This is a genomic window from Larkinella sp. VNQ87 (genome assembly GCF_049445795.1).
Taxonomy (GTDB): domain Bacteria; phylum Bacteroidota; class Bacteroidia; order Cytophagales; family Spirosomataceae; genus Larkinella.
In genome coordinates, this window is record NZ_JBMSDT010000010.1 from 58,051 (window position 1) to 73,435 (window position 15,385).

The window sequence follows — 15,385 nt, forward strand, 5'->3', positions numbered from 1 at the left end:
AGCGCGGCTCCGGCTATTCGAAAATGGATGGCTGACGGGCCTTATTGGTACACTTCCTTCCGGGCCGCTTTCAACGTATTTTGCATTAGGGAGCAAATCGTCATCAGACCTACCCCACCGGGCACCGGTGTAATGAAGCTGGTTTTCGGGGCTACTTCGTCAAACTTCACGTCGCCTTTCAGCGCAAAACCGCTTTTCTTGGACGCATCGGGCACCCGTTCCAGGCCCACATCAATCACAACCGCCCCTTCCTTCACCATCTCGGCGGTAATGAATTCAGGCCGTCCCAAGGCCGCGATCAGAATATCCGCCGAACGGCAGATTTCGGGCAGGTTCTGCGTCCGGCTGTGTGTCAGCGTCACCGTACAGTTACCGGGGTAGGTGTTGCGCTGCATCAGAATGCTCATCGGCAGGCCCACAATCTGGCTCCGACCGACCACGACGCAATGTTTCCCGGCAGTTTCGATTCCGTAGCGTTTGAGCATTTCCAGAATGCCCTGCGGAGTGGCGGAGACGTAAGCAGGTAAGCCTTTCGCCATCCGGCCGATATTAATGGGGTGAAAACCGTCGACATCCTTGGCGGGCGAAATGGTTTCCATGACCTTGTCGGCTGAAATATGGGCGGGCAGCGGTAACTGCACAATCAGACCGTCCATGTCCGGATTGTTGTTTACTTCCTGCACCTTGGCGATCAATTCGTCTTCCGTCACCGAATCGTCGAACCGGATGAGCGTGGATGTCATGCCGATTTCTTCGCAGCTTTTCATTTTGCTGGCTACGTAGGTTTCGCTGCGGCCCGCCGTGCCGACCAGAATAGCCACCAGATGCGGAATTTTGCCGTTTCGGGATCTAATCTCGGCGACTTCGGCCGCCAGTTCCTGCTTAATTTGTTGGGAGAGGAGTTTTCCGTCGAGGAGTTGCATGCGTCGATTGAATGAAAGCGCAAAGGTAGCGGTTTTTGGGACTCGGAATGCCGCAATTCAGGAGCCAAATCCAAAACCGGGCTGGTTTTTTACGTAAAAAAGTCCTATACTTGTAAAAACCGCATTGTAGGCCTACCTATAATTCATTACAAAAGACGCATTGATGAAGTTTTGCCGATCACTAATACCGCTGATGGGCCTACTCCTGATGGGGTGGGCACTTGCCTTTTGGGGCGGTTCGTCGACCTGCGTCAAATCGGAAGACCGCCAGAGCATTTCGACAATCGGGAAGACTCCGAAACGGGCGGTTAATGATCCGGTAACCGACATTCCTCATGCCTCTTTCCACCTGGTGTTTGCCGCTTCTACGGCTTCACAAAAGATCCCAACGATGGTGGGTGCCCTGTTTTCGGCGGTTCGGCTGCGCTTCAACAAGGCTTCACTGATTCTGCCAAAACCGGTATCGTACTTTTTCTTTGCCTGGTTCCGGCGGCTGTTCGGAAACCAGATTGCCATTAACGCCCCCTGATCGATTCCTCCCCAAAGTCAGGCCGTTTCACAGGATGGGGTTCACCATCACCGAAAGGGCTACTTCCCAACGGATAACTACTACTTGCTGCGCCCTGGTAGAATGAGCGGGTGAGTTGGTTGTTTTAACTATTTGTCATACAGGAATTTATCCCCAAATCGTATCAGACTGTTATGGTAGCGAAACGCATCCAGCGCGCAAAAAATCTGGCGCTATACCGCGAACTTAAGGAAATTGTATTAATCATACTGGGCGTACTTTGCGCCGGCATGGGACTGAAAGGCTTTTTGTTGCCCAACGGGTTTCTGGATGGGGGTGTGATTGGGATTTCCCTCCTGCTACAATTAAAAACCGGCGTCGACCTCGCCATTCTGGTCGTAGTCGTCAATATTCCGTTCATCTGGATGGGATTCCGGCAGGTTTCCTGGACGTTTGCGCTTAAAACCGCCTTTGGCATTGGTTTTCTGGCGCTTTGCCTGGCCGTTATTCCCTATCCAATGGTAACCACCGACAAGCTGCTGATTGCCGTATTCGGCGGCTTCTTCCTGGGTGGCGGTATTGGGCTGGCCATGCGCGGGGGCGGGGTGCTCGACGGAACCGAGGTTCTGGCCATTTATGTCACCCGCCGTTCTTTTCTGTCGGTGGGGGATGTCATTATGGTCATCAACGTCCTGATTTTTGGATCGGCGGCTTTGTTAATTAACGTTGAAACCGCCCTCTACGCCATGCTGACCTATCTTTCAGCTTCCAAAACCGTCGATTTTATTATCCACGGGATCGAGGAGTACATTGCGGTCATGATTGTTTCGGACCGGCACGAAGAGATTCGTCAGATGATTACCGAAGAACTGGCCCGGGGCGTTACCGTGCTAAAAGGCGAAAAAGGATTTGGCAAACGCGGTTTGCGCCAAAATGACCTGAACATTCTGTACGCCGTTGTTACCAGGCTGGAAATCACAAGACTAAAAGATAAAATCAGCGAAGTGGATGAAAAAGCGTTCCTGATTGAACACAGCATCGCCGATGTAAAGGGCGGCATGATCAAACCCCGTCCGTTGCATTAGTGGAAATCAACTGTTCGGCCAGCCGCGACAAGCCCGTCGTGGCGGGTTCGGGGATGAACGTCAGGCTTTTGCGCGGACGAATGTCCGGTACATTGGGGTCAACGACGTAAATCGAAACGCCGGGTCGGGCGAAATCGATCAGTCCGGCCGCCGGATACACAACCATCGACGTTCCGACAATGATCAGAATATCGGCTTCGTGAACGATCTCGACGGCGGTTTCCATCAACGGCACGGCTTCCCCGAACCAGACGATGTGCGGGCGCAACTGTGAGCCTTTCTCGCAGCGATCCCCGCGCTTCAGTTCCCAACCTTCTACGTCGTACACCAGGGTTTCATCGCGCGTGCTGCGCGATTTGAACAACTCGCCGTGCAGGTGAATGACGTTCGACGAACCGGCTTTTTCGTGCAGGTTGTCGACGTTTTGCGTGATGATCGTCACATCGAAAAATTCCTCCAGCCGTTTCAGGGCCCGATGCCCGGCATTGGGTTGCGCGTCGAGGGCCTGCTTGCGTCGCTGGTTGTAAAATTCCAGGACCAGATCCGGATTCCGAGCCCAGGCTTCCGGGGTTGCCACGTCTTCCACACGGTAGTTTTCCCACAGCCCGTTGGAGTCGCGGAACGTCCGCAGCCCACTTTCGGCACTGATGCCGGCCCCGGAAAGAACGACGATTTTACGACGAAATGGCATAGCGGTGTACCCCGTACTGGTAGTACGGGGATTTTTTAGTAATACTTAGAGACTCTCTTAGATTGAAAAATCCCCGGACTAACAGTCCGGGGTACACTATTTCTTCTTGACGGCAGTTTTTTTAGCCGTTGTCGAGCGGGCGGCCGGGGCTTTCGTGGCTTTTTTCGGTTTTTCTTCAACGCCGGTATCGCCCGCCAGTTTCAGGCAGTCTTCCAGCGTCAACGAAGCGGGGTCGGTATCTTTCGGGATCTTGACATTCCGCTTGCCCACGGCAATGTACGGCCCATACATCCCGTTCACCACTTTCACCGACGGGTTTTCGGGAAACTCTTTGATGTACTTATTGCTTTCAGCCTCCCGCTTTTGCAGGATCAGTTCGATGGCACGATCCAGCGTCAGACCGGCGGGCGACTCACCCCGGGGCAGGGAGATGTATTTATCGTCAAACTTGATGTAAGGCCCGTAGCGACCTTTGCCCGTAGTAATGAGTTTACCTTCGAATTCGCCGATGGATTCACTGATGTTTTCGGCCCGCTTCTGCTGAATCAATTCGATGGCGCGTTCGGCCGAAACCGTGTACGGATCGTCTTCTTTCGTCAGCGAAACATACTTGTCATCGTGTTTGACGTACGGCCCGAACTTGCCGATCCCGATCACCATCGGTTTGTCTTCAAAGAAACCGACTTCGCGTGGAAGGGTGAACAGGTCGAGGGCTTCGTCCAGCGTGATGCTTTCGATCAACTGGTCTTTTTTCAGGTTGGCAAACTGCGGCTTGTCCTCATCCGTGGCTTCGCCAATCTGCACGTAAGCACCGTATTTACCCAAACGGGCGGATACTTTTTTGCCCGAACGCGGATCGATGCCCAGTTCGCGGCTACCCGGTTTGGAACCCGTCAGCGCAGCCCCCTGCACGGTTTCGACGGTCTGGTGGAAACCGCCGTAGAAGTTCTTGATCATTTCCTGCCAGCCGATTTTGCCGCTGGCAATTTCATCAAACTCCTTCTCGACGGTAGCCGTAAACTTGTAGTCGACAATATTCTCGAAATATTCAACCAGAAAGTCGTTGACCACCAAGCCCATGTTGGTCGGAAACAGCTTGGCCTTTTCTGAACCGTAGTTTTCCTTGCCGGTTTTTTCCTGAATCTGACCCTGTTTCAGCGTCAATTCCTTGAATTCACGTTCCTTGCCGGGCCGATCTTCCTTCACCACGTACTGTCGTTTGATGATGGTCGAGATGGTGGGCGCGTAGGTCGACGGGCGACCGATGCCCATTTCTTCCAGTTTTTTCACCAGACTGGCTTCCGTGTAGCGCGGGGCAGGGCGCGTAAACCGCTGGGTGGCTTTCATCTGGTCGAGGTTCAGCACCTGGCCGATGGTTAGCGGGGGCAACATGCCTTTGCTCTCCTCGTCTTCGTCGTCGGTCGATTCCATGTATACCTTCAGAAAACCGTCGAATTTGATGACTTCGCCCTGGGCAATCAGTTCTTCCGGCGTAGTCGAAATGCCAATCGTGGCCGTCGTCCGTTCGAGTTGGGCATCAGCCATCTGGGAGGCAATGGCCCGTTTCCAGATCAGGTCGTACAACCGTTGTTCGTTGCGCTCACCGCCCGCATTTTTCACCGAAAAGTCGGTGGGCCGAATCGCTTCGTGAGCTTCCTGGGCCGACTCCGACTTGGTTTTGTACTGGCGGGTATGCACGTATCTCTCGCCAAAATCGCTCGTTATCGTTTGTTTCGCCTTGTCGATGGCTTCCTGTGAGAGGTTAGTCGAGTCGGTCCGCATGTATGAGATCTTCCCACTTTCGTACAGTTTCTGCGCCAGTGTCATGGTTTGGGAAACCGAAAAAGACAGCTTGCGCGAGGCTTCCTGCTGGAGCGTAGAGGTTGTAAAGGGCGGAGCCGGTGATTTCTTGGCGGGTTTGGTTTCGAGATTTTTGATGGAAAAGATAGCGTCACGGCATTTGTCGAGAAACGCCCGGGCTTCGTCCAACGTCGCAAAATTTTTGGGCAATTCAGCGTTCAGTACCTTGCCACCGTCGACAATGAACTGGGCTGTGACCTTATAGCTGGATTTCGTATTGTGGCTGTCAATCTCGCGTTCACGCTCCACAATCAACCGGACGGCCACCGATTGCACCCGTCCCGCCGACAGCGCCATCGAACTTCCCGATTTTATTTTTCGCCACAAAACCGGCGACAGCTCAAAACCCACCAGTCGGTCGAGCACGCGCCGGGCCTGCTGGGCATTGACCAGGTCGATGTCGATCTGCCGGGGCGACTGGATGGCGTTCTGAATCGCTTTTTTCGTGATTTCGTGAAAGACAATCCGTTTGGTGTCATCTCTCAGCCCCAGGGCTTCCTTCAGGTGCCAGGAGATCGCTTCTCCTTCGCGGTCGTCGTCAGTCGCCAGCCAGATTTCTTCGGCTTCTTTGGCAAGTTTTTTCAACTCACTGATTACCTGACGCTTATCGGGTGAAACTTCATAAACCGGGCGAAAGCCATTCGGAATGTCAATCGCCATATCATCTTTGGGTAAATCCCGGACGTGACCATAGCTGGATTTCACCACGAAATCTTTGCCCAGATATCCTTCAATGGTCTTCGCCTTCGCGGGTGATTCCACGATAACCAGGTTTTTTGACATATGAATTCAGGTTGAATAGTAAAATGCACCGACAATCGTCCCCTCGTCTCGTGCCAAATATAGATGCAAAAGACGTAATACTTACAAATCCTGGGGAGGGAAAGATCGCCGGGCGGGTGATGTTTACAATTTCTTAACCAATTTTGGGGGCCAATCGTTCCGGTCGGGCGTGTACAAATCCGGCTTCAAAGCGAGCAGCACGGCGGTCCGAAGACCCGGTTTTCCCTCGTTTCTGAGTAACGATTTCTAACTAAAAAAATGATCCTTCTTCTACTTTGGGCGGTGCTGGCGGTCAGTTGTCTGGCGTACGGTCTTGGGCTTAACAATCTCCTTAGCCGCTGGCGGTTGGTTGATTCGGCGGAACCGGCCCGGGGTAGTGACCTAAGCCTCCTAGGCCTCGTTCAGTTGGTGATGTTCGTGCAACTGACCTCTATTTTTCGACCGGCCAATTACGAGCTGGCGCTGGTGTGGCTGGCCGGGGCTGCCTTTCTGTTGTTCGGAGCCAGGAAAACCGTGCGGCCCTACCTGCGGAGATTTCTTCGCCAGAAAAAACAAATGCCGGTTTTCGGGCTGATGGTGCTGACGGTTTTGCTTTATTCGCTACTAGAACCCGCCAACGTCGACAGTGGGATGTACCATCTGCCATCGATCCGTTGGTACGAGCGGTTTCGGGTGATTCCGGGCCTGGGTAATCTGCACGGACGGCTGGCGTTCAATCCGAGTTTTTTTGTCACCTCGGCGGCTTTTGGTTTCACGGACTGGGCGGGGCAAACGCTATTTCCGCTCAACGGTTTCGTGTTTCTGGTCGTTTGCTGGCGACTGCTGAGCCTCATCAGGTCGGTTAAGCCCTACCGGTTTCTGGCGCTTGTCATGCTAATGTTGCTGTTTTTTTACCTGATCCGGCAGGTTTTTTCCCCTACGCCCGATGTATGGGCCACCTTGTTCGGACTTACGATCTTTTTTGCCTGGTTGGATCTTCCGAGTGGTTTTACAATCCGGCATGTTCTGATTTTTCTGCTGGTGTGTCTTTGCCTGACCATCAAACTGGCTACGATTCCGCTCGGGCTGTGTTTACTGCCCATCGGGTGGAGCGTCTGGCAACGGCTGACCCTGCGGCATGGCATAATGCTCGGGGTGATGGGACTGCTGGTGGTGGTGCCCTGGCTGGTTCGCACCACCATTTTATCCGGCTATCTAGTGTACCCGTTTCCGGCGCTTGACCTGTTTTCGTTCGATTGGGAAATTCCGAACGAACGGGTCCAATTTGAGAAGGATTTTGTGGGTTTTTGGGCGAAATTCCGGATACTCGAACCTTATTATAATCCTGAACTGCTTAAAACGCCGGTCTGGCAGTGGGTGCCGCGCTGGCTGCAGCACCAAGAGTATTACGCCTTAAACAAACCGATCTGGTATTTAGCGGCTTTCTCGCCCCTGGTGGCCCTGGGCCATTGGTGGCAAGCAGATCGGCGCAAACGGTTTCAACCATGGCTGGTTCCCTGGCTGGTGGCGCTGGCCGGTTTTCTGTTCTGGTTTTTATCCGCGCCCGAATTCCGGTTTGGTTATTCATTCATCTGGATGACGGCTTTTTTGCCCTGGTTGCCGTTTATACCTCCGAAAACTGCCTACTGGAACCTGGTGCCCTGGAGCCATGCCATCCTGATCGGATTACTGGCTGTTTTGCTGATTTACTTTGGGTATCACTACGTTGGGCAGGAGCGGTTTCCGTTGCAGACGCACTGGCTGTTGCCGCAACCCCTGACTTACCGGAGCCGGGGAACGGAGAAAGCGGTTTTTGTCCAAAACCGCACCCAAAGTGGTTTGCTGGTGTTGACGCCTGCTCACGCGCCGATTCTGCAAAGCTGCTTCGACCAGGAAAAACCCTGTTCGCCCTATTTTTACCCGGACCTGGAACTGCGCGGCAAAACCATAGCCGATGGCTTTCGGAGTGCTCGCCGAAACGAATAATATTTGTAACCATTTATGCGTAAATGTTAACAAAAAGCATTTAACTAGCGATCGCCTTTTTGTCTTCATTTATATGATTTTATCAATCATTGTTCCAGTGTTCAATGAGGAACAAACCATTGCGATTGTACTGAAGCGAGTTTGCGAGGTGACTTTGCCCTCGGGCTTAAGCCGGGAAGTCGTGGTGGTCGACGATGGTTCGGTCGATCAAACCGAGCGGGTCGTACAGTGGTTCATGGACACAAACTCTGATGCACCGGTTCGCTACATCCGGCATCCGGTCAATCAGGGAAAAGGGGCGGCTCTGCATACGGGCATACGGACGGCTAGCGGAGAGTACCTGCTTATTCAGGACGCTGACCTGGAATACGACCCCGACGAATACGGCCATTTGCTGCAACCCCTGCTGGCGGGCCGGGCCGATGTCGTGTACGGGTCGCGGTTTATGGGCGGACGGCCACACCGCGTGCTGTATTTTTGGCACACGGTTGGAAACCGCTTTCTGACGCTGCTCTCGAACATGCTGACCGATCTGAACCTGACCGACATGGAAACCTGTTTCAAGGTCTTTCGCAGCGAGGTAATCAAAGGAATTGAATTGCGGGAGAAACGCTTTGGATTTGAACCCGAGGTGACGGCCCGCGTAGCCCGGATTCCCGGCATTCGGATTTATGAAGTAGGAATCTCTTATTACGGACGAACGTACCAGGAAGGCAAAAAAATCGGTTGGCGGGACGGTTTTCGGGCCATTTATTGCATTTTGAAGTACAATTTATTCCAATCTGGAGCGCGAACGTATGTTCGGCAATCGAAGGAGACAACCGACCCGGTGATGAGTAGAAATTAGGTTGTGGAGTAATTTTGACCAACGGAAGAAGGCAAACCCCGACCATCGGTTCATAATACTATTTCTAAATTATCGTGAAAATAGGGGCCGGTTTTATTTTAGAATGAAAATCATCTAATTTTGACACGCTCATCCGGAAACTCATTTTCCGGGAGATGATGTTGTCTATTTAGGTTATAATACTATTCACCGCTTAAATTCCTCCTGTCTATGGCTTTTGATTTTGACATGATTCAGCGCGTATACGACGGTTTTGGCGAACGTGTCGAAGCAGCCCGACACGTTGTGGGCCGTCCCCTGACCTTGTCGGAGAAAATATTGTATGCCCACCTGAGCGCTGGAATTCCCCAGAAGGCCTTCAATCGGGGCAAGGATTATGTCGATTTTGCCCCCGATCGCGTGGCGATGCAGGATGCAACGGCTCAGATGGCCCTCTTGCAGTTCATGCAGGCCGGTCGGCCGAAAGTGGCCGTGCCGTCGACCGTACACTGCGATCACCTGATTCAGGCTGAGGTGGGTGCCACGCAGGATCTGGAAAATGCCAACAATAAGAACCGGGAGGTTTATGACTTTTTGGCGTCAATTTCTGATAAATACGGCATCGGTTTCTGGAAACCGGGCGCCGGAATCATCCACCAGGTCGTGCTCGAAAACTACGCGTTCCCGGGCGGTCTGATGATCGGTACGGATTCGCATACGCCCAATGCCGGTGGGCTGGGGATGATCGCCATCGGCGTTGGTGGGGCGGATGCCTGCGACGTGATGGCCGGGTTGCCCTGGGAGTTGAAAATGCCGAAATTGATTGGGGTGAAGCTGACCGGAAAGTTGTCGGGTTGGGCTTCGGCCAAAGATATCATCCTGCGGGTGGCCGGTATTCTGACTGTCAAAGGTGGAACGGGCTGCATCGTGGAATATTTCGGCGATGGTGCCGATAGTCTGTCGGCTACGGGAAAAGCAACCATCTGTAACATGGGCGCTGAAATCGGAGCCACGACGTCGATCTTTGCCTACGACGATAAAATGGGCGATTACCTGCGGTCGACGGAACGGGCGGATGTAGCCGAGGCTGCGAGTGCCGTTCGGAAACACCTGCGTTCGGACGATGAGGTGTATGCCGATCCGGCTACGTTCTATGACCAACTGATTGAAATTAACCTGTCGGAACTCGAACCGCACGTCAACGGTCCGTATACGCCGGACCTGGCCTGGCCGCTATCCAAATTCGCACAGGCCGTGAAAGAAAACGGCTGGCCCGAGAAACTGGATGTGGGCCTGATTGGTTCCTGCACCAACTCGTCGTACGAAGACCTGACCCGGGCGGCTTCAGTGGCCCGTCAGGCGCTGGCTAAAAACCTGAAAACCCACTCGGAATATACCGTCACGCCGGGTTCGGAATTGGTTCGGTACACGACCGAGCGCGACGGTTTGCTGGATACGTTCGAGCAAATCGGTGGCGTCGTGCTGGCGAATGCCTGCGGACCCTGCATCGGGCAGTGGGCGCGGCACATTGACGATCCGAACCGCAAAAACTCGATCATCACCTCGTTCAACCGGAACTTTGCCAAGCGGAACGACGGGCTGGCGAACACGCACGCTTTCGTTGCGTCGCCGGAACTGGTGACGGCGATGGCGATTGCCGGTAGCCTGACCTTCAACCCGATGACAGACAAACTGAAAAACGAATCGGGTGAGGATGTGATGCTGGATGAACCGGAAGGCATCGAGTTGCCGGTGAACGGGTTTGCCGTGGAGGATGCCGGTTATCAGGCACCCGCCGAAGATGGTAGTGGTGTTCAGGTGATCGTTAGCCCGACTTCGGATCGTCTGCAACTGCTCGAATCGTTCCCTGCCTGGGAAGGTACCGACCTGAGCGGCCTGAAACTGTTGATCAAGGCGAAAGGCAAGTGTACGACCGACCACATTTCGATGGCAGGTCCGTGGTTGAAATACCGGGGGCACCTCGACAACATCTCCAACAACATGCTGATCGGGGCGGTCAACTTCTACAACGAGAAAACCAATTCGGTGAAAAACCAGTTGACGGGCGAGTACGGGGAAGTGCCGGCCACGCAACGGGCCTACAAAGCCGCCGGGATTGGCTCGATTGTGGTTGGTGATGAGAACTACGGCGAAGGCTCCTCCCGCGAACACGCAGCGATGGAACCGCGCTTCCTGGGCGTTCGGGCGATTCTGGTGAAATCATTCGCCCGGATTCACGAAACAAACCTGAAAAAGCAGGGGATGCTCGCGCTGACCTTTGCCGATCCGGACGATTACGATGATATCCGCGAAGACGATACGATCGACATCCTGGGCCTGACGAACTTCACGCCGAACGGCCAATTGACGGTTCGCCTGAATCACGCCGACGGCACCACGCAGGAATTCCAGGTGAATCATACCTACAACGAAACGCAGATCGAGTGGTTCAAAGCCGGTTCGGCCCTGAACCTGATCAAGCAGAAGCAGAACGCGTAAGGTACGGTTTTTCCAAACAAGCCCCCGGAACAGAAGTTTTGGGGGCTTTTGTTTTGGTTATTACACAGGGTTAATCAGAGGAAATCAGAGTTGATCAGAGAAACACCCTGATTCCCTCTGATGTCCTCTGATTAACCCTGTGTAATAACCACCCTTAACGCTTCATCCCCCGAAAATTCCGTTTCAAAGGAAATAAGCTCGGATGTTTCACCGAAAGCAGTGATCTTTGACCGGCAGCCGCCCCTGGCGGTTTTTATTGAAAAGCCCCCGTATCCCTATGACATTTGACGTATGGCAACCCATGTTCACCGGGATGGTGATTTCCATCCTGCTCCTGAATGTGGTGCAGTGGGTGACCTACCAGGAGCGGATTTACGGCTTATACACACTCTATATGCTGGCCTGGCTGACCTATTTTATCATTCGGGTAAGTGAAATCCGGGAACTGCTCGGGATTGGAGGCAGCGTCTGGTATTTTATAAAAGCTTGTATGCCTATGATGGCATACTACGTTTACTTTGGGTTTGCGGATGCCTTCCTCGGGTTGCAAAATCGTTTGCCCGGTTTGTTTCGGTGGTTTCAGTACACCCGTTGGCTGATTCTGCTGTACGTTGCGCTCCAGTTTACGGTTTGCTTTCTTCAAAATGACTGGTACCTGACCGTTTATGATACGGCCCACACGGCCATGCGGGTTTACATGGCAATTTTCGGGATCTATGGTATTGTGAAGATTCTGCAACTGAAAGACACGGCCGCTCGGTATTTTATCATCGGTTCGGCCTGTCTGCTGGTGGGAGCGGTTACGTCGATGGTATTGACCTTCCTGGTTAGTGACTTCAGCCCGTCGGTTTATTTCTGGCAGGCTCCGCTGACGCCCATCCAGGTGGGGATTCTGCTGGAACTGATCTGCTTTTCGCTTGGTCTGGGGTATCGGCAACGGCAGGCTGGCATCAAAGCGGCCATTTTGGAGCAGCAAATTGCCCGGCAGCAGGAGACTCACGAGCGCAAGCAACTCGAAGCCGAACTCCATGTGCAGCAACTCCGGCAGGAGATGTCCGAAGTGCAGATGCGGGCCTTACAGTCGCAGTTGAACCCGCATTTTCTGTTTAATTCGCTCAACTCGCTTTCGTCGCTCATTGCCGACGAACCCGCCAAAGCCGAGCAATTTGTCGATGAAATGGCGAGCGTGTACCGGTATATTTTGCAAACCCACGATTTCGAGTTGACGTCGCTAGGGCGTGAATTGCAATTTATTCATTCCTTCTTTCACTTGCTTCAAACCCGCTACGGACGCGGCATTCAATTGACCATTAATGTTGCTGATGAATACCTTAACCGGCAAATTCCCCCGCTGACGCTTCAACTCCTGGTTGAAAATGCAGTTAAACACAATGTGGTATCGAGCGAGCGTCCGCTTGAGATTCAGATTTTTACGACCGATGACAATTGGTTGACCATCCGGAATAACCTGCAACGCCGACCGGTAGACCGCGTCAAGTCGACCCAGAAAGGCCTGCTGAACATCCTGGCCAAATACCAGATGCTGGGGCAACCGACGCCGGTGGTGGAAGAAACCGCTACGGAGTTTGTGATTACGCTTCCCCTGATTCGGTAAAGTGGCGGTTCACTGTCCGCGTATGTTTACAGAACGAGCCGGGAGGGTGGCTTTGCACAGCGTAATTTTTTAGGTAAATTACTGCCCAATACCGTTTCTTATGCAGCGAGTCCTGTTCAACATTGAACGCATCGTCAAACCGTCCCGCGAAGAGCAGTCCGCTTTTGAGCAAATCATTCAGCACCGCGTTTTAGCTGCCAATGAGCTGTATGTGCGGGCGGGTGACCGATGCCCGACCATTGCCTTTATTGAAAAAGGCTGTGGTCGGTTGTTTTACGAAATCGATGGATGGGAAGTCTCGAAGGAGTTTCTCTTCGAAAACTCGCTGCTGGGTTCGTTCGTCGGGTTTTTCACACAGAAGCCTTCGCATGTGCATGTGGCTACGCTGGAAGAAACCCACATTCTCGAAATGAGGTATGAGGATGTGATGCAGCTTTGCCGGGCTTATCCGGTCTGGCAACGGTTTGCGACCGTGTTGGTGCAGGATCAGTTGATGCGCGTGGAAAGACGGGAGGCTTCCTTGTTAAAGGATTCACCCGAAGACCGGTACCGGCGGTTGCTGGAAGAACATCCCAAAGTGCTCAATCGGATTCCGGCCGAATATGTGGCCAGTTATTTGGGCGTCACACCCGAAACGCTGAATCGCTACCGGGCCGGTATTGGGGTTTGACATATTTTTGTAGTCAGGAATTAGTCGTGGTGCGCAGTAAATGGCATTGACCGGATCAGGAAGCGATAGCAAAGCAATAACCAGCCGTGAATGAAATAACCAGAGTGATCAACCAAGCCGGGGATGTCTACGCAATCTTGAGCGATGAACCCACGGCTAATTATTTGTTGATGAAGTGGATTGGCTTCTGCACCGATGAAGAGTTGATGCAGGCCACCCTTACAATGCTGGATTGGCAGCGGACCGTGGGCCAGGCCCGGGGGTGCCGGTTTCATGTGCACGATACGAAGGAGTTCGATGTGGCCTGGGCCGGAAGCGTTGACTGGATCGTAAACGAATACTTTCCAAGCGCTTACGAAGCCGGGGTTCGCTTCAACATCAGCATTCTGTCGCCGGATTTATTTTCAAAGCTTTCGTCCGAAGCCTTGTTTGAAAAACACAGTCCCATGATTCCCACCCGGTTGTTTGAAACCCTGTCGGAAGCGGAACGGTTCATCGCCGAACAAAACCAGCTTGAAGAATCACGGCTACGACCTAAACACCTTTCATGATTACCGTTCGCCATGCCGAATTGATTCGATTGCCGTTGACGGAAGTCTATGGGTTGTTGGGGTGTTACGAATACGATGTGCTCTGGCGCACCAATCTTAGGGCTTTAACGCAGGATCGGCCCGGACTGGCCCGGTCGGGCATGAAACTTCAGCAAACCGTACGACTGTTCGATCAGGAAATGACCATCTGGGCCGAGGTAACGGCGGCTGCGCCAAATCGCCGGATTGCGCACGAAAGTGTCGACAGCCCGGTTCAACTCTGGGAACAGCGACTCTTTGAGCGGGTCGCCAAAGACACGCTCTTCACCTACGAGATGAGCCTGGAACTGAAAGGGTGGCAACGCTTGATGGCCCCGTTGCTGATCCACCAGTTGCAGCGGCTGTTGCGGACCGATCTGGCGCGGGTCAAACAATTGCTGGAAGAAACGCCCAATCCGCTGATTGAGCTTCCCCGGCGACTTATATAGCTCCGGCGGTTATTTTCCCATCCATTTCTTGAACTCGGTCGCGCGTTCGCGGCTGACCAGTACTTCTTCTTCCGGTGCCGGTTTGAGCGAGAGTTTCAGTTTGTTGTTGAAATAGGGGTGAATTTGCTGAACGCTATTGATGTCGACGATAAACTGGCGGTTGGCCCGGAAAAAATGAACCGGATCGAGCATAGCTTCCAGTTCGTCGAGTGTGTAATCGACCGAAAACTTCTGGTTGGAACGCGTTCGGAACAGGCTAACACCCTCTTCAGAGTAAAAATAGGCAATATCGGCCACCTCCACGGGCATCCACTGCGACAGGTGCTTGACCAGAAACCGCTTCCGGTATTCGGTGGGCTGAATTTGCTGCCGGAGTTGCTGCACCAGGGCGTCGATGGCCATGCGGCCGCCGGTTTCGGGTTCGGCGGGATTCCGCAGTTTTCGGTGTTTTTCCAAACTGGCCTCCAACTCGTGTCGCTTGATCGGTTTCAGCAAATAATCGATGCTGTTAACCTTGAACGCTCGCAGGGCATATTCGTCGTAGGAGGTCGTGAAAATGACCGGCGACTCCACGGCGGTTTGCTCAAAAATCTCGAAACTTTGCCCGTCGGCCAGTTCAATATCCATCAGAATCAGGTCAGGCGTTGCGTTGGTTTGCAGCCAGTTGACCGATGCCCGCACGCTGGCGGCTGTTCCCACAATGCGAATGGAGTTGTCGACGTCCTGCAACAGTTTGGTTAGTTTGCGGACGGCCAGTTCTTCGTCTTCAATTACCAGTACATCCATACCAATGGGTGGGTTTACCGAATAGTTGGGTTGTCGTTTCCTTGTTGAATAGTCTCTACAAATAGCAGATTTGGGGCGGTTTTTCCAAATCACATCATTATGAAACCGCACAAATCGGCAGCGAACCGGTAGAGCCGGGCTTTGAATCGTTCCGGT

The 15,385-nt window shown here is 53.2% G+C and carries 13 protein-coding genes; 9 read left to right on the top strand and 4 right to left on the bottom strand.

The window, feature by feature from the left end; all coding sequences use genetic code 11:
• Positions 1 to 41: 41 nt before the first annotated feature.
• A complete protein-coding gene (locus tag ACO2Q8_RS18150; protein ID WP_423346267.1) occupies positions 42 to 923 on the bottom strand; it encodes a bifunctional 5,10-methylenetetrahydrofolate dehydrogenase/5,10-methenyltetrahydrofolate cyclohydrolase in 882 nt (293 codons plus the stop codon).
• Between the two features lie 193 nt (positions 924 to 1,116).
• On the opposite strand from ACO2Q8_RS18150, the gene ACO2Q8_RS18155 reads away from it, so the two are divergent.
• Complete coding sequence (locus tag ACO2Q8_RS18155) at positions 1,117 to 1,452, top strand: hypothetical protein (protein WP_423346268.1); 336 nt, start codon at positions 1,117 to 1,119, stop codon at positions 1,450 to 1,452.
• 173 nt (positions 1,453 to 1,625) lie between these two features.
• Positions 1,626 to 2,516: a YitT family protein gene (locus ACO2Q8_RS18160; protein WP_423346269.1), complete on the top strand. Its 891-nt coding sequence runs from the start codon at positions 1,626 to 1,628 to the stop codon at positions 2,514 to 2,516.
• Here the strand turns inward: ACO2Q8_RS18160 and ACO2Q8_RS18165 are convergent.
• Together ACO2Q8_RS18165 and topA are read right to left on the bottom strand one after the other, a co-directional pair.
• The gene (locus ACO2Q8_RS18165) at positions 2,494 to 3,207 is read right to left on the bottom strand and encodes an SIR2 family NAD-dependent protein deacylase (protein WP_423346270.1); all 714 of its coding nucleotides are present in this window, start codon (positions 3,205 to 3,207) and stop codon (positions 2,494 to 2,496) included. The two genes, ACO2Q8_RS18160 and ACO2Q8_RS18165, sit on opposite strands and share 23 nt — an antisense overlap.
• A 96-nt stretch (positions 3,208 to 3,303) precedes the next feature.
• Entirely contained in the window at positions 3,304 to 5,850 is a 2,547-nt protein-coding gene (topA, locus tag ACO2Q8_RS18170; protein WP_423346271.1) for a type I DNA topoisomerase, read from the bottom strand.
• A 258-nt stretch (positions 5,851 to 6,108) separates the two neighbouring features.
• Here topA and ACO2Q8_RS18175 point away from each other — a divergent pair, with 258 nt between their 5' ends.
• The 7 genes from ACO2Q8_RS18175 to ACO2Q8_RS18205 all read left to right on the top strand — a co-directional run bounded on the left by ACO2Q8_RS18175 (position 6,109) and on the right by ACO2Q8_RS18205 (position 14,443).
• The gene (locus tag ACO2Q8_RS18175) at positions 6,109 to 7,815 is read left to right on the top strand and encodes an LIC_10190 family membrane protein (RefSeq protein WP_423346272.1); all 1,707 of its coding nucleotides are present in this window, start codon (positions 6,109 to 6,111) and stop codon (positions 7,813 to 7,815) included.
• 73 nt (positions 7,816 to 7,888) lie between these two features.
• Positions 7,889 to 8,662 carry a glycosyltransferase family 2 protein gene (locus tag ACO2Q8_RS18180; RefSeq protein WP_423346273.1) on the top strand — a complete coding sequence of 258 codons (774 nt, stop codon included), beginning with the start codon at positions 7,889 to 7,891 and terminating at the stop codon, positions 8,660 to 8,662.
• A gap of 210 nt (positions 8,663 to 8,872) precedes the next feature.
• The gene (locus tag ACO2Q8_RS18185; RefSeq protein WP_423346274.1) at positions 8,873 to 11,140 is read left to right on the top strand and encodes an aconitate hydratase; all 2,268 of its coding nucleotides are present in this window, start codon (positions 8,873 to 8,875) and stop codon (positions 11,138 to 11,140) included.
• 277 nt (positions 11,141 to 11,417) lie between these two features.
• Positions 11,418 to 12,755 carry a sensor histidine kinase gene (locus tag ACO2Q8_RS18190; protein WP_423346275.1) on the top strand — a complete coding sequence of 446 codons (1,338 nt, stop codon included), beginning with the start codon at positions 11,418 to 11,420 and terminating at the stop codon, positions 12,753 to 12,755.
• A gap of 100 nt (positions 12,756 to 12,855) precedes the next feature.
• Positions 12,856 to 13,425, top strand: coding sequence for a Crp/Fnr family transcriptional regulator (locus tag ACO2Q8_RS18195; protein ID WP_423346276.1), 570 nt, complete (start codon positions 12,856 to 12,858; stop codon positions 13,423 to 13,425).
• Between the two features lie 104 nt (positions 13,426 to 13,529).
• A complete protein-coding gene (locus ACO2Q8_RS18200) occupies positions 13,530 to 13,976 on the top strand; it encodes a hypothetical protein (protein WP_423346277.1) in 447 nt (148 codons plus the stop codon).
• The gene (locus ACO2Q8_RS18205; RefSeq protein ID WP_423346278.1) at positions 13,973 to 14,443 is read left to right on the top strand and encodes a hypothetical protein; all 471 of its coding nucleotides are present in this window, start codon (positions 13,973 to 13,975) and stop codon (positions 14,441 to 14,443) included. The genes ACO2Q8_RS18200 and ACO2Q8_RS18205 overlap by 4 nt, the downstream gene beginning before the upstream one ends.
• Before the next feature lie 9 nt (positions 14,444 to 14,452).
• Here ACO2Q8_RS18205 and ACO2Q8_RS18210 read toward each other — a convergent pair whose 3' ends face one another.
• Entirely contained in the window at positions 14,453 to 15,229 is a 777-nt protein-coding gene (locus ACO2Q8_RS18210; protein ID WP_423346279.1) for a LytR/AlgR family response regulator transcription factor, read from the bottom strand.
• Between the last annotated feature and the right edge of the window lie 156 nt (positions 15,230 to 15,385).